Annotated in this window: 26 protein-coding genes; 3 read left to right on the top strand and 23 right to left on the bottom strand. The window is 69.8% G+C overall.

What is annotated here, in order from left to right:
• The first annotated feature begins 49 nt into the window (after positions 1 to 49).
• Positions 50 to 1033, top strand: a complete 984-nt coding sequence (locus tag QNO09_RS21010; protein ID WP_283971760.1) for an RluA family pseudouridine synthase — start codon at positions 50 to 52, stop codon at positions 1031 to 1033.
• On the opposite strand, the gene QNO09_RS21005 is transcribed toward QNO09_RS21010, so the two are convergent.
• From QNO09_RS21005 to QNO09_RS20925, 17 genes are all read right to left on the bottom strand, one after another.
• The gene (locus QNO09_RS21005) at positions 1027 to 2556 is read right to left on the bottom strand and encodes a cytochrome P450 (protein ID WP_283971759.1); all 1530 of its coding nucleotides are present in this window, start codon (positions 2554 to 2556) and stop codon (positions 1027 to 1029) included. The genes QNO09_RS21010 and QNO09_RS21005 overlap by 7 nt on opposite strands.
• 67 nt (positions 2557 to 2623) lie before the next feature.
• Positions 2624 to 3244 carry a GTP-binding protein gene (locus QNO09_RS21000; RefSeq protein WP_283971758.1) on the bottom strand — a complete coding sequence of 207 codons (621 nt, stop codon included), beginning with the start codon at positions 3242 to 3244 and terminating at the stop codon, positions 2624 to 2626.
• Positions 3225 to 3623: a DUF742 domain-containing protein gene (locus tag QNO09_RS20995; protein WP_283971757.1), complete on the bottom strand. Its 399-nt coding sequence runs from the start codon at positions 3621 to 3623 to the stop codon at positions 3225 to 3227. The genes QNO09_RS21000 and QNO09_RS20995 overlap by 20 nt, the downstream gene beginning before the upstream one ends.
• Positions 3620 to 4027: a roadblock/LC7 domain-containing protein gene (locus tag QNO09_RS20990; RefSeq protein ID WP_031141974.1), complete on the bottom strand. Its 408-nt coding sequence runs from the start codon at positions 4025 to 4027 to the stop codon at positions 3620 to 3622. Before QNO09_RS20990 ends, QNO09_RS20995 begins: the two co-directional genes overlap by 4 nt.
• Positions 4024 to 5664, bottom strand: coding sequence for a sensor histidine kinase (locus QNO09_RS20985; RefSeq protein ID WP_283971756.1), 1641 nt, complete (start codon positions 5662 to 5664; stop codon positions 4024 to 4026). The genes QNO09_RS20990 and QNO09_RS20985 overlap by 4 nt, the downstream gene beginning before the upstream one ends.
• 372 nt (positions 5665 to 6036) lie before the next feature.
• Positions 6037 to 8886: a DEAD/DEAH box helicase gene (locus QNO09_RS20980; RefSeq protein ID WP_283971755.1), complete on the bottom strand. Its 2850-nt coding sequence runs from the start codon at positions 8884 to 8886 to the stop codon at positions 6037 to 6039.
• A 40-nt stretch (positions 8887 to 8926) separates the two neighbouring features.
• Entirely contained in the window at positions 8927 to 9817 is an 891-nt protein-coding gene (locus tag QNO09_RS20975; RefSeq protein WP_283971754.1) for a diacylglycerol kinase, read from the bottom strand.
• 31 nt (positions 9818 to 9848) lie between these two features.
• Positions 9849 to 10808 (bottom strand): twin-arginine translocase subunit TatC, encoded by a 960-nt coding sequence (tatC, locus tag QNO09_RS20970; RefSeq protein ID WP_283971753.1) that lies wholly within the window; start codon positions 10806 to 10808, stop codon positions 9849 to 9851.
• 47 nt (positions 10809 to 10855) lie between these two features.
• Positions 10856 to 11137 carry a Sec-independent protein translocase subunit TatA gene (tatA, locus tag QNO09_RS20965; protein ID WP_283971752.1) on the bottom strand — a complete coding sequence of 94 codons (282 nt, stop codon included), beginning with the start codon at positions 11135 to 11137 and terminating at the stop codon, positions 10856 to 10858.
• 260 nt (positions 11138 to 11397) lie between these two features.
• Positions 11398 to 11592, bottom strand: a complete 195-nt coding sequence (locus QNO09_RS20960) for a hypothetical protein (protein ID WP_283971751.1) — start codon at positions 11590 to 11592, stop codon at positions 11398 to 11400.
• 45 nt (positions 11593 to 11637) lie between these two features.
• Positions 11638 to 11934, bottom strand: a complete 297-nt coding sequence (locus QNO09_RS20955) for a hypothetical protein (RefSeq protein WP_283971750.1) — start codon at positions 11932 to 11934, stop codon at positions 11638 to 11640.
• Between the two features lie 145 nt (positions 11935 to 12079).
• Positions 12080 to 13150: a helix-turn-helix transcriptional regulator gene (locus QNO09_RS20950; protein ID WP_283971749.1), complete on the bottom strand. Its 1071-nt coding sequence runs from the start codon at positions 13148 to 13150 to the stop codon at positions 12080 to 12082.
• Positions 13151 to 13167: 17 nt separating this feature from the next.
• On the bottom strand, positions 13168 to 14145 hold the full coding sequence (locus QNO09_RS20945) for a helix-turn-helix transcriptional regulator (protein WP_283971748.1): 978 nt from the start codon (positions 14143 to 14145) through the stop codon (positions 13168 to 13170).
• A gap of 129 nt (positions 14146 to 14274) precedes the next feature.
• The gene (locus QNO09_RS20940; protein WP_094055282.1) at positions 14275 to 14646 is read right to left on the bottom strand and encodes an FKBP-type peptidyl-prolyl cis-trans isomerase; all 372 of its coding nucleotides are present in this window, start codon (positions 14644 to 14646) and stop codon (positions 14275 to 14277) included.
• A 56-nt stretch (positions 14647 to 14702) separates the two neighbouring features.
• Entirely contained in the window at positions 14703 to 15683 is a 981-nt protein-coding gene (locus QNO09_RS20935) for an FKBP-type peptidyl-prolyl cis-trans isomerase (RefSeq protein WP_283971747.1), read from the bottom strand.
• A 192-nt stretch (positions 15684 to 15875) separates the two neighbouring features.
• Positions 15876 to 17237, bottom strand: a complete 1362-nt coding sequence (gene pafA, locus QNO09_RS20930) for a Pup--protein ligase (RefSeq protein WP_031106199.1) — start codon at positions 17235 to 17237, stop codon at positions 15876 to 15878.
• A gap of 9 nt (positions 17238 to 17246) precedes the next feature.
• Positions 17247 to 18506 (bottom strand): MFS transporter, encoded by a 1260-nt coding sequence (locus tag QNO09_RS20925; protein WP_283971746.1) that lies wholly within the window; start codon positions 18504 to 18506, stop codon positions 17247 to 17249.
• Between the two features lie 47 nt (positions 18507 to 18553).
• On the opposite strand from QNO09_RS20925, the gene QNO09_RS20920 reads away from it, so the two are divergent.
• Positions 18554 to 19606 (top strand): LacI family DNA-binding transcriptional regulator, encoded by a 1053-nt coding sequence (locus tag QNO09_RS20920; protein ID WP_283971745.1) that lies wholly within the window; start codon positions 18554 to 18556, stop codon positions 19604 to 19606.
• 280 nt (positions 19607 to 19886) lie between these two features.
• Here the strand turns inward: QNO09_RS20920 and prcA are convergent, their stop codons facing one another.
• The 6 genes from prcA to arc form a co-directional block, all read right to left on the bottom strand.
• Positions 19887 to 20630, bottom strand: coding sequence for a proteasome subunit alpha (prcA, locus tag QNO09_RS20915; RefSeq protein ID WP_283971744.1), 744 nt, complete (start codon positions 20628 to 20630; stop codon positions 19887 to 19889).
• 68 nt (positions 20631 to 20698) lie between these two features.
• The gene (prcB, locus tag QNO09_RS20910; protein WP_283971743.1) at positions 20699 to 21544 is read right to left on the bottom strand and encodes a proteasome subunit beta; all 846 of its coding nucleotides are present in this window, start codon (positions 21542 to 21544) and stop codon (positions 20699 to 20701) included.
• Positions 21496 to 22107, bottom strand: a complete 612-nt coding sequence (locus tag QNO09_RS20905; RefSeq protein WP_283971742.1) for an endonuclease VII domain-containing protein — start codon at positions 22105 to 22107, stop codon at positions 21496 to 21498. The genes prcB and QNO09_RS20905 overlap by 49 nt, the downstream gene beginning before the upstream one ends.
• Before the next feature lie 44 nt (positions 22108 to 22151).
• A complete protein-coding gene (locus QNO09_RS20900) occupies positions 22152 to 22370 on the bottom strand; it encodes a ubiquitin-like protein Pup (protein WP_283971741.1) in 219 nt (72 codons plus the stop codon).
• Between the two features lie 178 nt (positions 22371 to 22548).
• On the bottom strand, positions 22549 to 24060 hold the full coding sequence (dop, locus tag QNO09_RS20895; RefSeq protein ID WP_349636978.1) for a depupylase/deamidase Dop: 1512 nt from the start codon (positions 24058 to 24060) through the stop codon (positions 22549 to 22551).
• 234 nt (positions 24061 to 24294) lie between these two features.
• Complete coding sequence (arc, locus tag QNO09_RS20890) at positions 24295 to 26061, bottom strand: proteasome ATPase (protein ID WP_283971740.1); 1767 nt, start codon at positions 26059 to 26061, stop codon at positions 24295 to 24297.
• A 245-nt stretch (positions 26062 to 26306) separates the two neighbouring features.
• Between arc and QNO09_RS20885 the strand changes: the two genes are divergently transcribed.
• Positions 26307 to 26612 (top strand): ferredoxin, encoded by a 306-nt coding sequence (locus QNO09_RS20885; RefSeq protein WP_283971739.1) that lies wholly within the window; start codon positions 26307 to 26309, stop codon positions 26610 to 26612.
• Positions 26613 to 26637 lie beyond the last annotated feature (25 nt).

Below are 26637 nucleotides of genomic sequence, written 5' to 3'. Positions count from 1 at the left end.
CCGCTCCCAGTGGTTTTCCCCGCGCTCCGGCCTCGTACGCTGGGCCGCGATGAGACGTAAGACCCCCGTCCCGCCCTCTCCCCTGCCGCAGCGCCACGGCGTGGACCCGGTGCGGGTGCGGCTGCCCGTCGCGGGGCCGTGGAGCACGGTGCGTGAGCACCTGGTGGAGCGGCTCTCCGGGGCGGGCGCCGGGGTCGTCGACGGCATGTTCGACGCGGGCCTGATCGTCGGGGCGGACGGACGGCCCGTCGCGGCGGACGCGTCCTACGTGCCCGGGATGTTCGTGTGGTTCCACCGGGACCTGCCCGACGAGGTGCCGGTGCCCTTCCCGCTGGAGGTCGTGCACCGGGACGAGCACATCGTCGTCGCCGACAAGCCGCACTTCCTCGCCACCACCCCGCGCGGCGGCCATGTCGCCGAGACCGCGCTGGCCCGGCTCCGCCGCGAGCTGGACCTCCCCGCGCTCACCGCCGCGCACCGCCTGGACCGGCTCACCGCGGGACTCGTGCTGTTCACCGTGCGCCCCGAGGAGCGCGGCGCCTACCAGACGCTGTTCCGCGACCGCCGGATCCGCAAGGAGTACGAGGCCGTCGCCCCGTACGACCCCGCCCTCCCCCTGCCCCGGACCGTGCGCAGCCGGATCGTGAAGGAGCGCGGGACGCTCACCGCCCGGGAGGTGCCGGGCGAGCCCAACGCCGTGAGCCGCGTCGAACTGGTGGAATGCCGCGACCACCCGGGCGGACTCGCCCGGTACCGGCTCGTGCCCGCCACCGGGCAGACCCACCAGCTGCGCGTCCACATGTGCGCCCTGGGCCTGCCCATCCTCGGCGACCCCCTCTACCCCGAGGTGACCGCCCCCGTGGCGGCCGGTGACTTCCGGCGTCCGCTCCAACTGCTGGCGCGGCGCCTGGAGTTCACCGACCCGGTCACGGGCGTGGAGCACCGGTTCCGCAGCGGCCGGGCGCTCGCGGCCTGGGCGTCGTACGACCGGTGGGCCGCCGGGACGTACGACGGCCCGTCGGACGGTCAGTAGCCGCGCCACCAGCTCAGGAAGCGCTGCCAGACCCCCTTGCGGCCGCGCGGTTCCGCGACGGCCGGCTGCGGCGGCACCGGCACCGGCTGCACCGGTACGGGCTGCGGCCCGGCGACCGAGGGCCGGGGCTGCGCGGCGGCCGGCTGAGGCTGCGCCCCGGCCGGTGCCGCCTGCGGCTGCGCGGTGCCGATCTGCCAGTCCGAGCGCTGCGCGGCGACCGGCTTGTGGTTCGGCACCTCCTGCACGTCCTGCGGCGGCTTGGGCGAGAACTGCACCGGCAGTTCCACCAGGTGCCGGGAGGCGATGGACGCCGTCCAGCGCAGCTCCTCCTCGTCGCAGTCGAGTTCGACGTCCGGCAGCCGCATCAGCAGCGCGTCCACGCCCACGTCGGCGATGGAGCGGCCGATGTCCTGCCCGGGGCACTCGTGGGGGCCGCCGCCGAAGGCGAGATGCGAGCGGTTGCCCTGCATGCTGGCCTTGAGGTCCGGCCGCACCCGCGGGTCGACGTTGGCGGGAAGCGGCGCGAAGAGCAGCCCGTCGCCCCGGCGGATGCGCTGCCCGCCCAGCTCGGTCTCCTGCTTGGCGAAGTAGGCGAAGACCGTGCTGAACGGCGGCTCGTTCCACAGGGACTGCTCCACCGCCTCCGGCACCGTCATCTGACCACCGTTGAGCTGGGCCCGGAAGCGCGGGTCGATCAGGACCGTGAGCAGCACGTTGGACAGCAGGTTGGTGGTGGCCTCGTAGGCGGCGAAGAGCACCAGGCGCAGGTGCTCCCTGACCTCGTCGTCGCTCAGCCGGGCCGGGTGGGTGATCAGATAGCTGGCGAGGTCCTCCTCCGGCTGGGCGCGGCGGGTCGCGGTGAGCCGGCTGAGGGCGTCCATGACGTAGGAATGGCTGGCGATCGCGGTCTCGGTGCCCTTGAGCGCGTCACGGGCGGACTCGACGAGCCGGTCGTTGTACTCGTCGGGCATGCCGAGGATCTCGCACATCACCGCCATCGGCAGGTGCTCGGTGAACTGGCGGACGAGGTCCGCCTCGCCCGCCTCGCAGAACCGGTTGACGATCACCTGCGTGCTGCGGTTGATGTAGCGGCGCAGGCTGCGGAAGTCGATGGTGGAGATGGCGCCCATGACCGCGCCGCGCAGCCGCTTGTGCTCGTCGCCCTCGGCGTGCGAGGCGATGGGCTGCCAGGCGATGTGCGGCATCAGCGGGTGGTCGGGCTTGACGAGGCCCTCCCTGAGCGGGGTCCAGATACGGCTGTCCCTGCAGAACTGCGAGGGCGAGCGCACCATGTGCAGGTTCTCGGCGTGGCCGAGGACGATCCACATCGGCACGTCGTCGTGGAGCAGTACGGGCGCCACGGGACCGTGCTGGTCCCGCAGTTGCTCGTACAGCGCTCCCAGGTCCTCCGCCTCGTGCAGCCGGTGCAGTCCCCCGGGCCCGAGGCCGTGCGCGGGGCAGCCGGGGGGCGGGCCGGGCCGGAGGTCGTCCGTACTGGTCGGGGCGTGGGATTCAGGCGTCACAGTGATCGCTCCGAAACTGAAGTGAATCCAGGTGTCTGGGGGGAGGTGTGGGGGTGGGTGCTACGGGTCAGGTGAGCGAGCCCGTCATGGCGAGCGAGTGCAGGAAGCGCATGAGGGTCATCAGGACGTCGCGGCTGGAGGCCCGCCGCCGCGCATCGCACTCGATGATCGGGATGTCCGGCGTGAGGTCGAGGGCCGTGCGCAGCTCCTCGATGTCGTAACGGGGAGCGTCCGGGAAGGAGTTGATGGCGACCACGAACGGCACGCCGCGTTCCTCCAGGCGTCCCATGACGTCGAAGCTGACCTCCAGCCGCCGGGTGTCGACCAGCACCACCGCGCCGAGGGCACCCTCGAACAGCCCGTTCCACAGGAACCAGAAGCGCTGCTGGCCGGGTGTGCCGAAGAGGTACAGCACGAGCTGGTCGGTGATGCTGATCCGGCCGAAGTCCATGGCGACGGTGGTGGCCGTCTTGGACGCGGAGCCGAAGTTGTCGTCGACACCGATGCCGGCCTGCGTCATGGTCTCCTCGGTCGTCAGCGGTGTGATCTCGCTGACGGAACCGACCATGGTCGTCTTGCCGACGCCGAAGCCACCCACGATCACGATCTTGGCCGCGGCCTGTGCCGTGTGGGGCAGCTGGTCCTCGGCCCGGGGGCCCGGGATGGTGTCAGAGCCGTTGAAGTCCATTCATCACCGCTTCGAGGAGGGAACGGTCGGTGCGCGCCTTGCGGACGATCGGGGCACGCGCCTGCACCAGTTCCGCCGTCAGCAGCTCGGTGAGCAGTACGCCCATCGCGCTGAACGGCAGGTTGAGGTAGGCCGACAGCTCGGCCACGGACAGGGGGGCGGCGCAGAGTCGGAGCAGCGCCGCCTGCTCGGGAGAGGCGGAGGGCGGCGGGTCCGTCGCGCGCGCCACGATTAACGTCACCAGGTCGAGCTCGGCGCGTTCACCGTCCGGGCCGGCCACCACGTACATCCGCTCCGGGTTGCCGGGTTTGTCCTCACCCTCCTTGGGTGTGGGCGGTTCCGCGGCGAGGTCGCGCCTCTGGCGTCGGGGAGGAGTCATACGATCTGCCCGTTCCGCCGGGGCGGACTGGTGAGGTGCCCGCCGATCCGGACGACCAGGTCGCGCATCATCGCGCTCATCCGGCCGGGTTCGCACCGCACGTCGGAGAGGACCGCGAGGAAGGCGTTGGCTCCGGCGCTCATCAGGTAGAAGTAGCCGCGGTCGATCTCGATCATGACGAGCTTCATCTCGCCGTCGCCTACGGTGAGTTCCTGGCAGACGCTGCCCGCGAGGGACTGCAGGCCGGCGCAGGCCGCGGCGACCCGGTCGGCCGCGTCGGGCTCCCCGCCGTAGCGTGCGATGCGCAGGCCGTCGGCCGAGAGCACCACGATCATCTCGATGCCGGGCACGCCGTCGGCGAGCTGCTTGAGCATCCAGTCGAAATTGCCCCGTTGCTGGATCACTTGAGGTCCCCCTCGTCGTCGGCCTCGATGGGGGCCGGGTCGTTGAGCAGATGCAGGTACTTGGTCGGGTTCCGAATGAAGTCGGTCGGGTGCGTGCCGGGCTCGATGCCCTGCTTGAGCCCCTCCCAGAAGGCCTCGAGGCCTTTGCCCGGGGCGTCGGGGGCGTTCATGTCGCGCAGGGGCTGGGGCTCGGGCTCCGCGGTCGCCCAGGGGTTGTACTCGCCCCGTTCGGCGGCCTCACGGTCGGCCTTCTCGTTGGCGGCCTGCTGGGCGAGCCGCTCGGCGAGCGGCATCTTCACCCTGCTGCGGCGCTGCGGCAGGCCGTTCGTGGTCCACTCGGTGACCTCGGGGGCGTCGTCGTCCTCCAGGGAGACCGTGGCGGGGATCTTCGGCATGGTGGGACGGCGCCTCTTGGGTGCGCGCTTCGGGCCCTCGGGAATGCCGACCGTCATGGGGATGCCGGTGGCGCCGATGCCGTGGGCGAGTCCGACACCGGGCTCGTGGGTGATCATCTCGCTCGGCACGATGAGGATGGCCCGCACGCCGCCGTACGCGGAGGCGCGCAGCGAGACCTCCATGTTGTACGCCGTGCAGAGCCGGCCCACGACGGCCAGCCCCAGGCGCGGGTGTTCGCCGATGTCCTGGAGGTCGACGCCCGCCTTGGCGGCGTCCAGCATGCCCTCGATCCGGGCGCGGGCCTCCTCGTTGAGGTTGACACCGCCGTCCTCGATCTCGATGCAGACGCCGGTCTGCACCTCGGTGGCGGTGACGTGCACCTTGGTCTGGGGCGGCGAGTAGCGCGTGGCGTTGTCGAGGAGTTCGGCGGCGGCGTGGATGACCGGCTCGACGTAGATGCCCTTGACGCTGACCTTGGCGATGGAGGACAGCTGGATACGCCGGTACTCCAGGATGCGGGACATGGCGCCGCGCAGGGTGCTGTACAGGGACACCGGCTCGGGCCACTGCCGTCCGGGGCGGCCACCGCCGAGGACGGAGACGGAGTCGGCCAGGCGGCCGATCAGGGCGTTGCCGTGGTCGATGCGCAGCAGGTCGTCGAAGACCTCCGGGTTGCGGCCGTGGTCCTCCTCCATCTCCCGGAGTTCCTCGGCCTGCTGGTGGATGATCGCCTGGACGCGGCGGGCGACACTGACGAAGGAGCGCGCGGCGGCGTCACGCATGGTCACTTCGCGGTCGACGATCTTGAGCACCGTCAGCAGCGTCTCGGCCTGCGGGGCGGGGAGGTCGCGGAACGCGGGGTTGGCGAGACCGAGCTTGCGAATCACCTCCCTGGGGGATTCTCCGGTGCGCAGCAGGTTGAGCGCGGCGGGGACGAGTTCCCGCGAGAAGTGGACCAGTTCGTTCTCGTGGGCGGCGATCCGCTGCTCCAGGTGCGCGGCGTGCCGGGCGTGCTCCGCACGCTGGTTGCGCAGCGCACGGCCGCGGCGCACCGCCTCGGCCGCCGTGGCGAGCACCAGCGCGGTGGCGATGCCGCCGCACCAGCCGACGGCGCCCCGGGCGGGCTCCGCCACCAGGGCGACGGCGGCTCCGGTCGCCGCGGCCATGACTATGGCGGGCAGCAACAGCACGCGCGCGTAGGGGAGTTCACGGCGACCGGGAGGAGATTGAACACTCACCATGTGGGCCTTCTGACAGGAGTCGACTGAGGTTCGGGGGGACTTACAGGGGGTATGTCATGAAGCTGTCGGGATCTTCCGCACATTGGGGAACAAGCGCACGAATTCAGCTCAAGCCGGTGCGCTGCGGGCGAGCTTAGTCCGACCGGATCATCGCCATGTCATATTCAGCAACTGCCGGAAACCGGACGCGAAGGGATAGTACGCTCAGTCGTTTACACGATGCGAAATCGTTCGAATACACTCCGTCATGGAGAACGGGCATGCGAAAGCCCGTCACCATTGCGGGTGAACGGGCTTCAGTACAACGATGCCTTCAGGGGGCGGGGAACCGCGCGAGCAACCACGCACCACGGTCACCCGCGCATCGAACGCTCACCCCACCGACGAGTAGGCGACCACTCCCCGCAGCAACAGATCAACGGCCTTACGGGCGTTCTTCACCACGGAAGACCCCTGCGGAGCAGCCGCGGCGATCTGCCCCAGCACGTCGATGACCTGTTTGCACCACCGCACGAAGTCCCCCGCCGGCATCTCCGCCTCGCGCAGCACCTCGTCGAGGCCCTTCCCGGAAGCCCACATGTACGCGGCCCAGGCGAAGCCCAGATCGGGCTCGCGCTGCCCGACCCCTTCGGTCTGGGTGATCCGGAACTCCTCCTCCAGCGCGTCCAGCCGCCCCCAGATCCGCACCATCTCACCCAGCGCGGCCTTGGCCTTCCCGGACGGCACCTTCGGCGCCATGGCGTCGTCCGCGGCCCGCGCCTCGAACACCAGCGCCGAGACACACCCGGCCAGTTCGGCCGGGCCGAGGTCCTCCCAGACACCGGCGCGCAGACACTCGCTGGCGAGCAGGTCCAGCTCGCCGTACAGCCGGGCGAGCCGCTTGCCGTGCTCGGTGACCTCGTCGCCGCGCAGGTAGTCCAGCTCGGTGAGCAGCGCCACGATGCGGTCGAAGGTGCGCGCGATGGTGTTCGTGCGGCCCTCGATCCGCCGCTCCAGCTGCGAGGTGTCGCGCAGCAGCCGGTGGTACCGCTCGGCCCAACGGGCGTGGTCCTCGCGGTCGTTGCAGCCGTGGCAGGGATGCGCGCGCAGCGCGGTGCGCAGCCGGGCGATCTCGCGGTCGTCGGCCGCCTGGGAGCGCCGCTTGCGGTGCCGCTCGGCCGGGATGTGCCCGGCCTTGGTGCGCAGCGCCGACGCGAGATCCCGACGGGACTGCGGGGAGCGGGGGTTGAAGGACTTCGGAATGCGCATCCGCTCCAACGGCTCGACCGGCACCGGGAAGTCCATCGACGCCAGCCGCTTCACCTGCCGCTCCGCGGTCAGCACCAGCGGGCGGGGCCCGTCGTGGTGCTCGAAGCCGCGGTGGCCGTTCGAACGGCCCGCGGGCAGGCCCGGGTCCAGCACCAGCGCCAGGCCCGCGTACTTGCCGGTGGGCACGTGGATGACGTCACCGGGCTTCAGCCTCTCCAGCGCCACGGCGGCCTCCGCGCGCCGCTCCGCCGCGCCCTGCCGCGCGATCTCGTTCTCCCGGTCCTTCAGCTCCCGGCGCAGCCGCGCGTACTCCTCGAAGTCGCCGAGGTGGCACGTCATGGAGGCCTTGTAGCCCTCCAGGCCCTCCTCGTTGCGCTGCACCTGCCGGGAGATGCCGACGACCGACTTGTCCGCCTGGAACTGCGCGAACGACGTCTCCAGCAGCTCGCGCGAGCGGTGCCGCCCGAACTGCTCGACCAGGTTGACCGCCATGTTGTACGACGGCTTGAAGCTGGAGCGCAGCGGATACGTGCGCGTACCGGCCAGACCCGCGAGGTGCTCGGGGCTCATGCCGCGCTGCCACAGCACCACGGCGTGGCCCTCGACGTCGATGCCGCGCCGTCCGGCCCGGCCCGTCAGCTGGGTGAACTCGCCCGGGGTGATGTCCGCGTGCTGCTCGCCGTTCCACTTGACGAGCTTCTCCAGCACCACCGAGCGGGCGGGCATGTTGATGCCGAGGGCGAGGGTCTCGGTGGCGAACACGGCCTTGACCAGGCCGCGTACGAACAACTCCTCGACGACCTCCTTGAAGGTCGGCAGCATGCCCGCGTGGTGGGCGGCGATGCCGCGCTCCAGGCCCTCCAGCCACTCGTAGTAGCCGAGGACGTGCAGGTCCTCCGTCGGGATGGACGCCGTGCGCTCCTCGACCAGGGCGCGGACCCGTTCGCGTGCCTCCTCGTCGTTGAGCCGCAGCCCCGCGTACAGGCACTGCTGGACGGCGGCCTCGCAGGCGGCGCGGCTGAAGATGAACGTGATGGCGGGCAGCAGCCCCTCGGCGTCGAGCCGCTCGATGACCTCGGGCCGGCTCGGCGTCCAGATGCGGGAGCGCTGCCGGCGATCGCGCTCGCGGTCGGCCTCGCGCATGGACCGGCCGCGCCGGCGGTCCTGGTACGACGGCCGGCTCGCCTCCATGCGCGCCATCCGTGTGAGGTCGGGGTTGACGGCCTTCTTGTGGCCCTCACCCTCCTCGAACAGGTCGTACATCCGCCGCCCGGCCAGCACGTGCTGGAACAGCGGCACGGGCCGGTGCTCGGAGACGATCACCTCGGTGTCACCGCGGACCGTGTCGAGCCAGTCGCCGAACTCCTCGGCGTTGGACACGGTCGCCGAGAGCGAGACCAGCGTGACCGACTCGGGGAGGTGGATGATCACCTCTTCCCATACGGCGCCCCGGAACCGGTCGGAGAGGTAGTGCACCTCGTCCATGACCACGTAGCCGAGGCCCAGGAGGGTCTGGGAACCGGCGTACAGCATGTTCCGCAGCACCTCGGTGGTCATCACGACCACGGGCGCCTCGGAGTTGACGCTGTTGTCGCCGGTGAGCAGGCCCACCTTGTCCGTGCCGTAGCGGCGGCACAGATCGGCGTACTTCTGGTTCGACAGCGCCTTGATGGGCGTCGTGTAGAAGCACTTCTTGCCCTGCTGGAGGGCGAGGTGGACGGCGAACTCGCCGACGATCGTCTTGCCGGAGCCGGTGGGCGCCGCGACGAGCACGCCCTTCCCCGCTTCGAGCGCCTGGCAGGCCTCGATCTGGAAGGGGTCGAGGCCGAAGTCGTACATCTCGCGGAAGGTGGCGAGCGCGGTGGCCTGCTCGACAGCACGCTTGCGGGCTGCCGCGTACCGCTCGGCCGGTGAGAGGTCCTCTGTCATCGTGCTTTCGAGCGTACCGGGCCGCACTGACAACAGGACGATCATTATCCGGATCCGCTCCTGTGAAACCTCGGATCAGCGCAGCTCAGGGGCCGACGACCCGCACGCCCCCGCGTACGCAGCGCGCGCTCAGCGGCAGCGGCCCGAGCGGCTCCCCGTCGGCGTAGCCGGTGATGCCCTCGGCGGCGATCTCCACTCGGGCCGCCCGCACCACCGTCACCTTCGGATGCTCCACGTGCGTCCCGCGGTAGACCCTCGGGAACACCCGCAGCAGCGTCGCGCGGCCGCAGTCCCCGACGACGGTGACGTCGAACAGCCCGTCGGTCAGGTCGGCGTCCGGGCAGATCCGCATGCCGCCTCCGTAGGAGGAGCCGTTGCCGACGGCCACCAGGGTCGCCTCGACCTCGCGGACCTCGCCGTCGTCGAGCCGTATGCGGTAGGGGACGGGCCGGAGCGCGGCGAGTTCGGAGATCATCGCCACGTCGTACGTGAGGCGGCCGGTGGGCCATCGCATGCGGTGGGCCCGGTCGTTGACACGGGAGTCGAAGCCGGAGGCGAGGACCGTGCCGAACCAGCGGTCGCCGACCCGCCCGAGGTCGATGTCGCGGATCCGGCCGCACTTGAGGGCGTCGGCGATCATGCGGCCCGCGGCGGCCGGCTCCCGCACGGGCAGGCCGAGGGCACGGGCGAAGTCGTTGCCGGTGCCGACGGCGACCAGGCCGAGCGGGGTGCGGGTGCCGGCGACGGCCCGCAGAGCGAGGCTCGCCATGCCGTCGCCGCCGACGGCGATCAGCGCGCCGGTGCCGCCGTCGACGGCCGCACGGGCGCGGGCGAGGGCGTCCGCGGCGTCCTCCCCGAGCACCGTACGGACCGAGAAGCCGACCGCCCGCAACGCGGAAGCGGCCGGCTGCGCGGCGCGGGCGCCCCGGCCGCGGCCCGTGGTGGGGTTGACGAAGAGGGTGATCTCGCCGGTCACGCGACCGACCCTACGATCCGCCTGCCGATCTTCAGGTCACGTCGTCATAACCGTTGACCCGCTCCGAGCGGTCCGCGCCCGCCTGCTCGGGCAGGGCGGCCCGGCTGGTGGTCACGGGTTCGATCTCGCCGATGTCGTCGGGGGTGAGGTCCAGCTCGGAGGCCTCGTCGTCGTCGGGACCCAGGGCGTCCCGACGGCTGCGGCGGCGGTCGTTGAGCAGGGAGAGGGCGACGGCCGCGAAGTACAGGACCCAGATCGGCCCGGCGAGCATCAGCATGGTCAGCGGGTCGGTGCTGGGCGTGGCGATGGCCGCGAAGACCGTGATGCCCATGATCATGCCGCGCCACCAGCCGAGCATCCGCTTGCCGGTGATCGCCCCGGTGAGATTGAGCATGACCAGCAGCAGGGGCAGCTCGAACGAGAGGCCGAAGACGATCACCATCCGCATGACCAGGTCGAGCAGGTCGTCCAGCGGGAGGAGGTTGGACGTGCCCCCCGGCGTGAACTCGAGGAGCACCCTCGCCGTGGTGGGAAGCACCGTGTAGGCGAAGTACGCGCCGGTGATGAACAGCGGGGCGCCCGTGCCGACGAAGGCGTAGGCGTACTTCCGCTCGTGCCGGTGCAGGCCAGGCGCGACGAAGGCCCACAGCTGGTAGAGCCAGGCCGGCGAGGCCAGCACGACACCGGCCATCAGCGACACCTTCAGCGCCAGCGTGAAGGGGGTGATCAGACCGTTGATGGTGATCTGCGCACACGGCTTCGAGGACTGCGACCTGGCCAGTTCCTGGAAGGTCTTGTCACAGCCGACCGAGTCGAGGATCGGCTTGGTGATCAAGTTGATGATGTCGTTGTAGAAGAAGGCGGCGACGATCGTGACGGCGACGATCGCCAGCATCGCCTTGGCGAGCCGGTTGCGGAGCTCGCGAAGGTGCTCCGCGAGGGGCATCCGCCCCTCGGGATCCTTCTCCTGCTTGCGGGCAGACTTCAGCAACCCACGTTCCCATCTCGTGCGGCGGGCCGGAGGTCACCGGCCCTGCGTCAGCGCTTGGTCGTGTCCGTGGGCTCGTTGACCGGGCGCGAGCTGGTCACGTCACCGGGCGCTGCCTGGATGGTGCGCTTCGAGGGCTCGTCGTCGTTGGGCGGGCCGGCCGGGGTCGTGGAGGACTTGTTCTCGTCCTTCATGGCCTTGGCCTCGCTCTTGAGGATGCGGGCCGACTTGCCGAGCGACCGAGCCATGTCCGGAAGCTTCTTCGCGCCGAACAGCAGGATGATGACGACGAGGATGAGAATGATCTCGGGAGCTCCGAGCCTTCCGAACATAAGTCTTTACCTTCTCACCGAGGCGGCTGTGTGGGGTGCTGTCCGACCGGTCGGACACTTGTCCGAACGATCGTGCTGGCAGCGATCGTAACGCTCGGGGGTAAACGTGAGGCAATCCCTCTGCATCCCCTGTGCGTACTCCCGTCCGCGGCCAGTGCCTCGTTAACCGGGCCGCGACCAGCAGCGTACCTGTCCGAACCGCCGACGTGACAGGGCGAAGTGTCCCGAAACGCAACTCCCGGCCGCGCCCGCCGGACGTCTCACAAGGCGTCAACGGAACGGGCCGCGCTCTCCGCCGCCCGCTCCAGATCCTCCGCGGCCCGGTTGATACGGCGCGCCGAGTCCGTGACCTGCCTGCCCAGGCGCTGTGCCTCCACGAAGACCCGCACGGCGAACACCCCGAGCACGACCAGACCCACACAACCCACGGCAACCGCGAACATCGGCCAGAACATGACGCCGAGCCTAGACCTTCCCGACGGCGCGAACTCCCCGACCCTCTAGACGGTGGAGTGCAGCCTGAGGGTCCGCACTCCCCCACCGGTGAGCAGCTCCACGATCCGCTCCCCCGCCGGCTTGCGGACGGACGCGCCGCACTCGGGGCAGGTGAAGGAGTAGAAGGTGGTGCGGCTCGTGGCGCCGATGGCCAGGCGCAGGGCGCCCGCGGCGAGCTCGAAGCACCCCCGGCAGTCCGGGCAGCCCGCCCTGAAGACCACCGGGGCCACGCTTCTCATCCCGGCGAACGCGGAATCCACCGTCATGCCCCCGACACCACCGGACGTCGCCGACTCGCTCAAGCCCTCGCTCCTCTTCCTGGGGTCGTTCGCCGCCGGAGCATCCCGGCCGACGCCACGACCGGTGCCATGGCCGACGCCCCGACCGGCCGACGCCCCGGCCCGGCCCGGCCCTGCCCGGCCGCGGGTTCCGGCGGGCACCCGCGGCTCACTCGCGCCCGCCGCCCGGCCCGTCCGGGACCGGCTGCGGCCCGCCCGCCTCGACGGTCTCAGCGGCGCGAGCCGTCTCCACCGCCTCGATCCCGTCGTACGCCGCCAGCGCCTCACGGGCCGCCAGGCGGGCGCTGGCCGCGAGCTCCGGCGGCGAGACGATCCGGCCGTCCCGCCCGAGCCGCAGCGCCAGGCGCCTGAGCGATGCCGGTTCGGGGGTCCGCAGAGTGATACGCAGCCCGCCGTCCGGGAGCTCATCCGCACTGTCGTGCGGGTAGTACTCCGCGACCCAGCGGCCACCGGGCCCGACCTCGACCACGACCTCCGGGTCCTCGGCCGCGGGCTGCACCAGTGCCTCCGAGAGGTCGCGCAGCTCGATCTCGGGCGGCGCCGACGGCTCGTCCAGGATCTTGATCTCGGCGACCCGGTCGAGCCGGAAGGTGCGGCGCGCCTCGGAGCGGCGGCACCAGGCCTCGACATACGTGTGCCCGACACTGACCAGTCGGATGGGGTCGATCTCCCGCTCGGTGACCTCGTCGCGCGCGGGCGAGTAGTAGCGGATCCACAGCCGGCGGCGCTCGGCGATGGCCCGGTCGACGTCCGCGAAGACGCCGCCCTCGGACTCGAACGTCACCGACAGCCGCGAGCTGGCGCCCGCCGCCTCACCGGCCGCGGTCTCCACCTTGGCCGTCGCCCTCAGCAGCGCCTGCCGGTCGCTCTCGCGCAGTCCCGGCAGGGTCGAAACCGCCCGCGCGGCCACCAGCAGGGCGGTGGCCTCGTCGGCGGCGAGCCGCAGCGGCTCGGCCGCTTCCGCCGCGAGGGCGGCAGGGTTGTGCCACCAGATGCGCTCGCCGTCGGTGTCGATGTCGAGCAGGTCACCGCCGCGGAAGCTGGTGCCGCACATGGGCAGGACGTCGAGGTCGGAGACGAGCTCGTCCTCGCTGATGCCGAAGGCACGCGCGACGTCCTCGACCCGGGCCCCGGGACGCTCCCTCAGATACGTCACCAGCGAGAGCATCCGCCGGGTCTGGTCGATGGCGTTCACGGGCCTGACCGGTTTGCCTGCCACTGTCTTTCCGCTCCCCCTCAGCCCTTGGCCACGGCGCGCAGCCGGTCCACCACGTCGGCCCGCAGCTCGGCAGGCTCCAGGACGACCACGTCCGGCCCGAACTCCACCAGCCAGGCGTCCAGCCCATGGCCGTACGGAATCTCCAACTCGTCCCAGCCGTCCCCGAGTTCCCGGACCGAGGTGGCCTTCGCCCGCAGGGGATACCCCGCGCCCGCGCGCAGCCGGATCCGCGCCGAGCGGTCGGCTATCTCCCCGGCCCAGCTCGCGACGGTCTCCCGGACGGTGACGACGTCCGGCACGTCAGCGGTGTAGCGGCCGCCGCGCGAGCGGACCCTGCCGGTGATCCGGGAGAGCCGGAAGACCCGCTCGGCGCCCCGGTCGCGGTCCCAGCCCGCCAGGTACCAGTGGCCCCGCCAGCACTCCAGCGCCCACGGCTCCACGTGCCGCTGCTCGGGGTGGGCGGCGGTGGCCTTGCGGTAGTCGAAGGCGACGGGCCTGCGGTCCCGGCAGGCCAGCATCAGCGGCTCGAACGCCGCCTCGTGCACGGGGATGCGCGGTTCGAGCGCGCCGTGCGACCCGTACGGGTCGACGTCCTCGGGGAGTCCGGCCGCGCGCAGCTTCTGCAGCGCGCCGCTGGCCGCTCCGGCGAGCCGGGCCTGCTGCCACACCTTGGCGGCGAGACCGAGGGCGGCGGCCTCCTCGGCGTCGAGCGTGATGGGCGGGAGGCGGTTGCTGTCGCGGCGGGCCATGTAGCCGACGTCGCCGTCGAGGCTCTCGACGGTCTCGATGACCAGCCCGAGTTCCCTCAGATCGTCCTTGTCACGCTCGAACATGCGGTTGAAGGAATCATCGGAGCCGGTCGCGCCGTTACCCGGCCCGAAGGCCTCGACGTAGGCCTCGATGGAGTCGCGCAGTTCACGCTTGCTGAGCGGACGACGTGTCCCGAGCAGACACAGCGCCAGATTCATCAGCCGCTCGGCCTTGGCAATGGCCATCGACCCGCTTCGCCTCCCTATGGTGCTTACGAGCGATGACCGTACCGCCACACGGTGGCACGGCAAAAGCCGAGGGCCCATGCCCGAACAGGCATGGGCCCCACATGATCGAGTCTGTTCGGGTCCTGCTCAGACTCCGAGCAGGTCGACCACGAAGATCAGCGTCTCGCCGGGCTTGATCGCCGGGGTCGGGCTCTGGTTGCCGTAGGCGAGGTGCGCGGGGATGGTCAGCTGGCGGCGGCCGCCGACCTTCATGCCCTGCACGCCCTGGTCCCAGCCCTTGATGACCCGACCGCCGCCCAGCGGGAAGCGGAACGGGGTGCCGCGGTTCCAGCTGGCGTCGAACTCCTCACCCGTGCTGAAGGCGACACCGACGTAGTGCACGGTGACGGTCTGGCCGGCTTCGGCGACCGGGCCGTCGCCCTCCCAGATGTCCTTGATCTCGAGGTCCGCCGGGGGCTCGCCGCCCGGGAAGTCGATCTCGGGCTTGTCGATGCTCACTTCATCTCTCCTTGTTACGTGACCTGCGTCGGGAACAGTCTCACAGACCGGCCGGGTCAGACCGTGCCGAGGATGTCCACCGTGAAGACCAGGGTGTTCTTGGCCAGCTCACTGCTCGGGCTCGCGCCGTAGCCGAGCGACGGCGGGATCACCAGCAGCACCCGGTCGCCCACGTGCTTGCCGACGAGGCCCTTGTCCCAGCCCGCCACCACGGAGCCGTTACCGATCTGGAAGGCGGTGGCCCCGCCGTGGTCCCAGGAGGAGTCGAACTTCTTGCCGTCCTCCCACTTGACCCCGGTGTACTGGGCGATGAGGCCCTGCCCGGCCTCGACCTTCTTGCCGTCGCCCTTGATCAGCACCTGCTCCTTGAGGTCCTTGGGAGCCTTCTCGCCCTTGGGGACGGTGATGACCGCGGCCTTCTGCGACGGGGACTTCACCTCGGGCATGCCCGCCTCGGAGGGCACCTGCTCGCCCTCGACCTCGGCCTTGGCGTCGACGCTCGCGGCACCGACCGGGTCGACCACCCAGATCAGCACGTCCTTCGCGGCGATCCCGGAGGAGGTGTTCAGGCTCTGGCCGATCAGGTCGCCCGCGGTGCCCTGCACCAGGATCCGGCTGCCGGGCTTCTTGCCCTTCATCGCGTCCAGGACCTTCTCGGGGAGCTGCTGGCTCGGCTTGCCGATCTGCTCGATGGACTGCCGCCGGGGCGCCTTGTCACCCGCCGATCCCGCGGCCCAGGTACCGCCGAGCTCCTGGTCACCGCCCCACTTCTCGACGGTCCAGTCCAGGCGGACGAAATCCGAGCCCTTGATCGGGGTCCCGCTGCCCGCCGAGACCGTCTTGACCACGGTCTTGTCGGACGGCTTGCCGTCCTTGGGCACGGAGATCTCGGGCTTCGCCCCGACCTTCCCCTTGACCTCGGCGACGCCTCCCGCCGTGTCGCCGTTGTTCCCGTCGTCCGATCCGCACGCGGCGGTGAACAACAGGGCGGGAACGGCCAGCAGCGCGGCCACGCGTCGTTTCGTGTTGTAGTTCATCAGTCCAACTGGGATCGGTGGTGTGGGGGCAATGCCCGCCACTCTACGGCGTACACACTCCCCACTCGCCTCACCGCGCGACACGACGCCACCCGGGCCGCTCCCCTGCCGGTGGTTCCGGAACGGAAAGGGCCGATGCCCGGAGGCGCGAAGACCCCCGGGCATCGGCTTTCAGGACTGGCCGGAACCGGCTCACATTCCGGCGATCAGCTTCTCCACCCGGTCGTCCACGGAACGGAACGGGTCCTTGCACAGCACGGTCCGCTGGGCCTGGTCGTTGAGCTTGAGGTGCACCCAGTCCACCGTGAAGTCACGGCGCTGTTCCTGGGCCCGCCGGATGAAGTCACCGCGCAGCCGGGCCCGAGTGGTCTGCGGCGGAACGGACTTGCCCTCGAAGATCTTCAAGTCGTTGCAGATACGGGCCGCCTGGCCCTTCTTCTCGAGCAGGTAGTACAGGCCACGACGGCGGTGGATGTCGTGGTAGGCGAGGTCTATCTGCGCGACCCGCGGGTGCGACATGGTCATGTTGTGCTTGGCGCGGTACCGCTCGATGAGCTTGTACTTCATGACCCAGTCGATCTCGGTGCCGATACGGTCGAGGTCCTCGGCCTCGATCGCGTCCAGGGTGCGGCCCCACAGCTCCAGGACCTGCTCGACGGTGCCGGTGCGGATGCCCCGGCGCTCGCAGAAGTCCAGGGCCTTCTCGTAGTACTCGCGCTGCACCTCCAGGGCGGAGGCCTCCCGTCCGCTGGCCAGGCGGACCTTGCGGCGGCCGGTGATGTCGTGGCTGACCTCGCGGATCGCCCGGATCGGGTTCTCCAGGGTGAGGTCCCGCATCACCGTGCCCGCCTCGATCATGCGCAGTACCAGGTCGGTGGCCCCGACCTTGAGCAGCATGGTCGTCTCGGACATGTTGGAGTCGCCCACGATGACGTGCAGGCGGCGGTAGCGCTCGGCGTCCGCGTGCGGCTCGTCGCGTGTGTTGATGATGGGCCGGGAGCGGGTCGTCGCCGAGGAGACGCCCTCCCAGATGTGCTCGGCCCGCTGACTGACGCAGTACACGGCACCGCGCGGCGTCTGCAGCACCTTGCCGGCACCGCACAGCAGCTGCCGTGTGACCAGGAACGGAATGAGAATGTCCGCGAGCCGGGAGAACTCCCCGTGCCGGGCGACCAGATAGTTCTCGTGGCAGCCGTAGGAGTTGCCCGCCGAGTCGGTGTTGTTCTTGAAGAGGTAGACGTCGCCCGCGATTCCCTCCTCGTGCAGGCGTCGTTCGGCGTCCACCAGGAGTCCTTCGAGAATGCGCTCGCCTGCTTTGTCGTGGGTGACCAGTTCGGTCACGTTGTCGCATTCCGGTGTCGCGTATTCCGGATGCGATCCCACGTCGAGATAGAGGCGGGCGCCGTTTCGCAGAAAGACATTGCTGCTGCGGCCCCATGACACGACACGGCGGAAGAGGTACCGCGCCACCTCGTCAGGAGACAGGCGGCGCTGTCCCCTGAACGTGCACGTGACGCCGTACTCGTTCTCCAGCCCGAAAATGCGGCGGTCCATGAGGGAACATTACGCCCGATCCCCTGAACTGAAACGGGGTTCGACAGCACGGTTTGGATCATTTTCCGAACCCGCTGCGACCACCGCTCCCTGGCCGGGAGCTGCGACTACCCGTCCCGTGGCGGTCAAAACCAGCAGAGACACGCCACCGGCGGCCGCCGGCACGGCGAATCCCCACAGGGCCCCGCCCGTCTCGACCACCGGCCCCGCGACGCCCGTCCCCACCGAGTGGCCCACGGTGAACGTCGTCACGAGCCAGGAGAACGCCTCGGTGACCGTGCCCCGCGGGGCATGCCGGTCGACCAGCACGAACGCGCAGGCGATGGCGGGCGCCAGGAAGACGCCGGCCAGCGCGGTGAGCCCCACCATGGGCACCGCGTCCGGCATCAGCATCAACGGCAGATAACACACCACCAGAAGGGCCACCAGCACCCGCAGTCGCCGCGCGGGCTCACCGGCCCACTGGCGCGCCCCGTAGACGGCGCCACCGACCAGCGCGCCGAAACCCAGGGCGGCCATCAGCCAGCCGTACACCGCGTCCCCGCCGTGCTCGTCCGCATAGGGCACCGAGGCGACCGTGATGGACCCGAGCGCCATCCCGATGAACAGGAACGCCGCCAGCAGCGCGAGCAGACCCGGTGAGCGCAGCGCGCCCAGCCAGTGCGCCTCGCGCGGCGCCGACCGCCAGGCGCGCGAGGGCTTCGAGACCACCACGGACAGCGCCCCCAGCACCCCGACCACGTTCAGCACGAGCAGCGCGGCCTGGGCCGACCACAGGGACACGCACAACGTCACCAGCAGCGGCCCGACGGTGAACATCACCTCCTGCGCCACGGCGTCCATGGCGTACGCGGTGTGCACCTGGTCCTCGCGCCGCAGCACGGAGGGCCACAGCGCCCGCAGCCCGCCCTCCAGGGGCGGCGTGAAGAGCCCGGCCCCGGCCACGGCGGCATACGCGAGCGGCAGCGACCCGATGCCCGAGAAGGCGAAGACCGCCATCGCCAGCGCGGAGAGGACGGCCGCCGGAAGCTGCACACGCGGCTGTCCGCGCAGATCCACGATCCGGCCCAGCACGGGCTGCCCGACGGCGTTGGCGACCCCGTAGACGGCCGCCAGCGCCCCCGCCAGGCTGTAGGTGCCGCCCTCCGCCCGGACGAACAGCACGATCGCGATGGCGGCCGTCGCGTTGGGCAGCCGGCCGACCAGTGTGCCGACGAGCAGTCGGGCGGCGTGTCGCGCCCGAAGGATCTCCAGGTATCCCGTGGCCATGTCCCCCGCCCTAGGTTTTACGTATAACGTCGACTTCCATACGTACCATGTCCGCTGTTCACGAGTCCAGACGAAAGAGCAGGCCAACGGTGGCACGAGGCAGCACCCGACCCACGAGCCGGGACGTCGCCCAGGCCGCCGGCGTCTCCCAGGCGGCCGTCTCCCTCGTCCTCGGCGACAAATGGCGCGGCCGCGTCTCCCAGGCGACCGCCGAACGCGTCCGCGAGGCCGCCCGCGACCTCGGCTACCGCCCGAACCTGGCCGCCCGCAACCTGCGCCTGGGCCGCACCCGCACGGTCCTCCTGGTCGTCCCCGCCCTCACCACCGAGTTCTTCGCCGGCGTCTACACCGGCGCCGCCCGCGTCGCCGCCGAACACGGCTTCGGAGTCGTCCTCTACCCCTCCCCCGAGGGCATCGGCCCCGCCCGAGACCCCTTCGCCTCCGCACAATCCGCGCTGGACGGCGTCCTCGCCTCCTCCATGGCCGCGGACGCCCTCACCGCGATCCGCGGCGAGGCACTGCCGCTGGTCATGCTGGACAGCGACCCGGACGGCAGCCTGGGGGCGGCAACCGTGAACCTGGACATCGCCGACGGAATCCGCCAGGCAGCGACTCACCTGCTCTCGCTGGGACACCGCCGCTTCCTCCACCTCGCGGCGGACGTCCCCTCCTGGACCTTCGACGTACGCGCCCGGGAACTGGCGGCACGGCTGGACGAAGTACCGGGCACCTCCGTCCGCACGGCCCACTCCCCCATCTCCATCAACGGAGCCGTGACCGCCGCCCAAACGGCCCTCACCGCTCCCGGCCCCCGCCCCACCGCCGTCCTCTGCGACGACGACCAACTCGCGGCCGGCACCTACAAGGCGGCCCGCCGCCTGGGCCTGCGCATCCCGGACGACCTGTCGGTCACGGGCGTCGACGACCTGGCCCTGGCCACAGCCATGGACCCGGAACTCACGACGGTCCACCTCAACGCCGAGCTCTTCGGCGAGCGCGGCATGCGGGCCCTGCTGGCCGTCCTGGAAGACCGCACACCCGAGAGCGGGGACATCCCGGTCCACCTGGTGGTACGAAGCTCCACGGCACCGCCTCGTTGACTGTGCCGCTGCGTCGGTGCCGGGGTGGGCGGGTCCGCGACCCGGCGGTGCGGGGTGCCTCCCCCAAGCTCTTCGAGCAGGGGGTACCCCCAGCGCCCACCCGTGCCACCCCAGGCGGCACGCATGCCCGCAGGCTGAGCGGACCCTTTCCGAGGACGGAGACCTCCGGCACGGCCCCGACCCACCACCCGGCGAGAAGGCGAAACAGACGCCCACCCGCACACGGCAACGCGCCCCGGCCACGAACGCACAGGCCGGAGCGCGCCACACCACGCCAGCACTACTCGGCGTCCTCCGACGCCCCCTCCGCCTCACCGCCGGCGGCACCCGCATCGAGCAACCGCGACAGCTGAGGACCGCTGATCCGCCTGAACTTGCGCTTCTGCGGACGCGTGCGGTCCAGCACCGCCACCTCCAACCGCTCCGCGGGAATCTCCCGCTCGCTGCCGTTGGTGTCGCGGGACAGCGCCTGCACCGCGAGCTTCAACGCCTCCGCGAGCGTCATGCCCTCCTGGTGGCGCTGGTCCAGATAGCTGCTGATCTGCTCGGCGTTACCGCCCACCGCCACCGAGCCGTGCTCATCCACAATGGAGCCGTCATGCGGCAACCGGTAGATCTGATCACCCTCGGGCGTCTCACCGACCTCGGCGACGACCAGCTCCACCTCGTACGGCTTCTCGGCGGCGCTGGAGAAGATCGTGCCCAGCGTCTGCGCATACACGTTCGCCAGGCCCCGGGCCGTCACATCGTCCCGGTCATAGGTGTAACCCCGCAGATCGGCGTAGCGCACCCCACCGATCCGCAGGTTCTCGTACTCGTTGTACTTGCCGGCGGCCGCGAAACCGATCCGGTCATAGATCTCGCTGAACTTGTGCAGCGCACGGGACGGGTTCTCCCCGACGAACACGATGCCGTCGGCGAACTGCAGCACGACCAGGCTGCGACCACGGGCGATGCCCTTCCGGGCGTACTCCGCCCGGTCGGCCATGGCCTGCTGGGGTGAGACATAGAACGGCGTCGACACCGGTTATCCGTCCCTCTCTTGAAGATTCCGTCGATTCACAGGACCACCCTCACGAACACGACCGCCGCCTACAGCAGCGCGGCCCGCGGCCCGTCGGGCTGCTCCAGCCGCCGCTCGAGAATCGAGCGCGCGATCTCGGAGGCCTCGGTCTCGGTGAGCCGGCGGAAGCCGTCGTCGGTGATCACGGTGACGATGGGATAGATCCGGCGGGCGACATCGGGACCGCCGGTCGCCGAGTCGTCGTCTGCCGCGTCGTAGAGCGCCTGGATCACGAGCGTCGTGGCCTCGGCCTCGCTGAGGTCGTCCCGGAACAGCTTCTTCATCGCACCGCGCGCGAAGATCGACCCGGAACCCGTGGCCGCGAAGTTCAGCTCCTCGGAGCGACCACCGGTGACGTCGTAGGAGAAGATGCGGCCCTTGCCACGGTCCACGTCGTACCCGGCGAACAGCGGCACCACCGCCAGGCCCTGCATGGCCATGCCGAGGTTGGAACGGATCATCGTCGACAGCCGGTTCGCCTTGCCCTCCAGAGACAACTGCGCACCCTCGACCTTCTCGAAGTGCTCCAGCTCCAACTGGAACAGCTTCACCATCTCGACGGCCAGCCCCGCCGTGCCGGCGATCCCCACCGCCGAGTACTCGTCGGCCGGGAAAACCTTCTCGATGTCCCGCTGCGCGATCACATTGCCCATGGTGGCCCGCCGGTCACCGGCGAGGACCACACCCCCGGGAAACGTCACGGCGACGATCGTGGTGCCGTGCGGCGCCTCGATCACACCCTGGGTGGGGGGCAGTTGCCGGTTGCCGGGCAGGATCTCCGGCTGGTGCTCGGACAGGAAGTCCATGAAGGAGGAGGACCCTGGCGTCAGGAAGGCAGCCGGTAGACGCCCGGTGCTACGAGTGTTGGCTTCCACGCGATTCCTTCCACATAAGCGGCAGCCCGCCTTATGGCATCGGGCCGATCCTTGAACTGCCCCAGTGCAGCGTTGCAGCTGAAGCACAGTACGCCTCGGACCCTACCCGTCTTGTGGCAGTGATCCACATGCTCGGGCACGGCCGACAGACAAATGCAACACACGCCTGCTTGAGAGGCGATCAGACGATCGCGTTCGGCTTCCGTGATGCCGTACTGGCGCTTCAGATGCCCTTGCCGACCCTGCACCGCCCGGCATGCCTTGCAGCGCGTTGACAGTCCGTCGGAAGCGGTCGCGTTACGGTGCCACTCGCTGTGAGGCTTGATCTCGCCACACGTCCGACAGAGCTTGTATCCAGCCGGAACGTCGACCCGCTCGCGGACCGGCTTCCCCACGGCCGCCCGGCGCCGCCGGTAGTGCGCGGCGCTGTACTCCGCCACGCACTCCCGGCAGTGCACCCGGAGGCCATCTCGCCGATTCTTGTCACGGGCAAATGCAGCAAGTGGCAGATCTCGCCGACACTTCCTGCATTGCTTCGCGTTCGGCTCGCTGGCCGCTTCCATCCCCCGCCACCTTCAAATCAAAGGCTAAAGCGCGCCATTGGCCTTCACTGCCCGCCTTTTTGCACGAAGCTTCGAACGAAATCCTCGGCATTTTCCTCGAGTACGTCGTCGATCTCGTCCAGAACCGAGTCCACGTCGTCGTTCAGTTTCTCCTGACGCTCCTTGAGGTCCTCGGAGCCCTGCGCGTCCTGCGCCTGCTCCTCGACCTCCTCGGTGGACCGGGTGGCCTTCTGCTGTCCGCCGCCGGTGTCCTTGGTCGCCATATCCCTCACCCCGCTCGGTTCGCCCGACACAGTTGCTCGGTCAAGATCAGACCCTACTCGCCGGGTCTGACAATGGCCCCGCAGTTGCTCCAACGTACGGGGACCATCTCGATGATTCCCGGACCAGGGCTTTTCCACCCTGCCCGGCCGGTTCCCGGCGAGTACCCGCTCAACGCGTTCACCCGCCCGAAAGCACCCTGACCAGGTCTTCCGCGGTGCGGCAGCGGTCCAGGAGCTCCTTGACGTGATTACGCGTTCCGCGAAGCGGTTCCAGGGTTGGGACGCGCTGCAGCGAGTCCCGGCCCGGCAGGTCGAAGATCACCGAGTCCCAGGAGGCCGCCGCCACGTCGTCCGCGTACTGCTCCAGGCAGCGCCCGCGGAAGTAGGCGCGCGTGTCCTCGGGCGGCACCGTGCGGGCCCGCTCGACGTCCCCGTCGGTCAGCAGCCGCTTCATGCGCCCGCGGGCCACCAGACGGTTGTAGAGGCCCTTCTCGGGCCGCACGTCGGCGTACTGGAGGTCGACCAGGTGCAGTCGGGCGGCGTCCCAGTCAAGGGTGTCCCGGCGTCGGTAGCCCTCCATGAGCTCCCGCTTGGCGACCCAGTCCAGCTCTCCGGCCAGGCTCATCGGGTCGTGCTCCAGACGGGTGAGGGTGTCCTCCCAGCGGGACAGGACGTCCTTGGTCTGGTCGTCGGCGTCGGCGCCGTACCGCTCCTCCACGTACTTGCGCGCCAGCTCGTAGTACTCCATCTGCAGCTGGACCGCGGTGAGCGTGCGGCCGCTGCGGAGTGTGATCAGGCGTTTGAGGGACGGGTCGTGCGAGACCTGGTGGAGGGTGCGGACGGGCTGGTCGACGGCCAGGTCGACGGCGATGAAACCGTCCTCGATCATCGACAGCACCAGCGCGGTCGTGCCCAGCTTGAGGTAGGTCGAGATCTCCGACAGGTTCGCGTCGCCGATGATCACGTGCAGGCGGCGGTACCTCTCGGCGTCCGCGTGCGGCTCGTCACGGGTGTTGATGATGGGGCGCTTGAGCGTCGTCTCGAGGCCGACCTCGACCTCGAAGTAGTCGGCTCGCTGGCTGAGCTGGAAGCCGTGCTCGTGCCCGTCCTGGCCGATGCCGACGCGGCCCGCTCCGGCGAAGACCTGACGGGAGACGAAGAACGGGGTGAGGTGGCGCACGATGTCCGAGAAGGGGGTCTCCCGCTTCATCAGGTAGTTCTCGTGCGTGCCGTAGGACGCGCCCTTGTTGTCGGTGTTGTTCTTGTACAGGTGGATCGGTTGGGCACCGGGCAGCTGGGCGGCCCGTTCCGCGGCTTCGGCCATGATCCGTTCGCCGGCCTTGTCCCAGAGGACGGCGTCGCGGGGGTTGGTCACCTCGGGGGAGCTGTACTCGGGGTGTGCGTGGTCGACGTAGAGCCGTGCGCCGTTGGTGAGGATCACGTTGGCCAGGCCGATGTCCTCGTCGGTGAGCTGGCTGGAGTCGGCGGCCTCACGGGCGAGGTCGAAGCCTCGCGCGTCCCGCAGCGGATTCTCCTCCTCGAAGTCCCAGCGGGCCCGGCGGGCCCGGTGCATCGCCGCCGCGTAGGCGTTCACGATCTGGGACGAGGTGAGCATGGCATTGGCGTTGGGGTGGCCGGGGACGGAGATCCCGTACTCCGTCTCGATGCCCATTACTCGCCGTACGGTCATGCGGCCCTCCTTGCCCGGCGGCGCCCTCGGTCGTGGGCGCCGCTCAGATACCGCTGGCGCTCGGTTGCGTGTGCGGTGCCCGTCCCCGCACTGCGCGACGTGGCGGTATGCAAGAGCCTAGAACGCCTTTGCGCTGGTGGGGAGATCATTTGCGTCATTGCGTTGCTCCAGCCGTGGCCTGAAAAACAGTCGGCTGCGGGTACCCGTCGAGGGCACCCGCAGCCGCCCTGCCTTTTACAGGTACTGACCGGTGTTCGCCACCGTGTCGATGGAGCGTCCGGTGTCCGCACCCTGCTTTCCGGTGATGAGCGTACGGATGTACACGATCCGTTCGCCCTTCTTTCCGGAGATCCGGGCCCAGTCGTCCGGGTTGGTGGTGTTGGGCAGGTCCTCGTTCTCCTTGAACTCGTCCACGCAGGCCTGGAGGAGGTGGGAGACGCGCAGGCCCTTCTGGTTCTTCTCGAGGAAGTCCTTGATCGCCATCTTCTTGGCGCGGCCGACGATGTTCTCGATCATGGCGCCGGAGTTGAAGTCCTTGAAGTAGAGGACTTCCTTGTCACCGTTGGCGTAGGTGACCTCCAGGAAGCGGTTCTCCTCGGATTCGGCGTACATGTGTTCCACAGCCGTCTGGATCATGCTCTGGACCGTGGAGGCCTTGGAGCCGCTGTGCTCGGCGAGGTCGTCGCCGTGCAGCGGGAGACGCTCGGTGAGGTACTTGCCGAAGATGTCCTTGGCCGCCTCGGCGTCCGGACGCTCGATCTTGATCTTCACGTCGAGTCGGCCGGGCCGCAGGATGGCCGGGTCGATCATGTCCTCGCGGTTGGAGGCGCCGATCACGACCACGTTCTGCAGGCCCTCCACACCGTCGATCTCGGCGAGCAGCTGCGGGACGATGGTGTTCTCCACGTCCGAGCTGACTCCGGAGCCACGGGTGCGGAAGAGGGACTCCATCTCGTCGAAGAAGACGATGACGGGGGTGCCCTCGCTGGCCTTCTCACGGGCCCGCTGGAAGACGAGGCGGATCTGCCGCTCCGTCTCACCGACGTACTTGTTCAGGAGCTCGGGGCCCTTGATGTTGAGGAAGAAGCTCTTGCCGGCGGCCTGGCCGGTCACTTCGGCGACCTTCTTGGCCAGTGAGTTGGCCACGGCCTTGGCGATGAGTGTCTTGCCGCATCCGGGGGGCCCGTACAGCAGGACACCCTTCGGTGGCCGCAGTTCGTGCTCCTTGAACAGGTCCGGGTAGAGGTACGGCAGCTCGACCGCGTCGCGGATGGCCTCGATCTGGCCGCCGAGACCGCCGATCTGCTCGTAGCCGATGTCGGGGACCTCTTCGAGGACGAGTTCCTCGACCTCGCTCTTCGGAACGATCTCGTAGACGTAGCCCGAGCGGGGTTCGAGCAGCAGGGCGTCACCGGGGCGGATGTTCACGTCCAGCAGTGGCTCGGCAAGCCGTACCACCCGCTCCTCGTCGGTGTGCCCGAGCACGAGGGCCCGCTCGCCGTCCTCGAGGATCTCCTTGAGGGTGACGATGTCACCGACGCGCTCGTACTCCATGGCCTCGACCACGTTGAGCGCTTCGTTGAGCATTACTTCCTGGCCGCGCCGGAGCTCTTCGAGCTCGACGCCGGGGCTGACGTTCACCCTGAGCTTTCGACCGCCGGTGAAGATGTCGGCGGTGCCGTCCTCGTTGGCCGTCAGGAAGACACCGAAGCCGGCCGGCGGCTGCGCGAGCCGGTCGACTTCTTCCTTGAGAGCCACAATCTGGTCACGGGCCTCACGGAGCGTGTTGGCGAGTCGCTCGTTCTGCGCGGACACGCCGGCCAGATTGGTCTGCAGCTCGACGATCCGCTCTTCGAGAATCCTCGTGTGTCGCGGAGAGTCGGCGAGCTTGCGTCGCAGGACGGCGATCTCCTGCTCAAGGTAGGCGATCTGCCCGGCCGGGTCGTCGGACCCGCGTCCCGGGCGGATGCCGCGGTTCATGTCGTCGTCGTGGGCTGCCACGGTCCTCACCTCCTCCAAGGGGAGCTGGACGCTTCCAGACCCTACCTGGGCGGGTGTCGATTGAAACCCCTAGATCACAAAGACGGTCGGGGTGTGTCCGATCTTCACCCTTGCGCTCTCCCTCACGCCAGGGGAATACCCAGCGAACATGATTGGAACCCAGCCGAGGGTAGGGTCGAACTGTTCAACACCCGCCGGAGCTGGCCGGATTCCCGGCGCGGCTCGGCGGAGAAACGGCAGGAGAGATGAGCGTGCAGCAGGTGGCCGGGGCCGACGGCGAGGAGCTGGAGGTCTGGATCGACCAGGACCTGTGTACCGGTGACGGCATCTGCGCCCAGTACGCGCCCGAGGTGTTCGAGCTGGACATCGACGGTCTGGCCTATGTGAAGAGCGCCGACGACGAGTTGCTCCAGGGCACGGGCGCGACAACGCCCGTTCCGCTCCCGCTCCTCACGGACGTGATCGACTCCGCGAAGGAGTGTCCGGGCGAATGCATCCACGTACGTCGGGTTTCGGACAGGGCCGAGGTCTTCGGGCCGGACGCAGAGTGACTACTTCTCTACGTACCGTTACTAC

This window comes from Streptomyces sp. 378 (assembly GCF_030124145.1).
In the GTDB taxonomy this organism is placed as follows: Bacteria; Actinomycetota; Actinomycetes; order Streptomycetales; family Streptomycetaceae; genus Streptomyces.
Note: the sequence above shows the minus strand (reverse complement) of the source record. Positions and strands in the feature narration are given on the sequence as shown.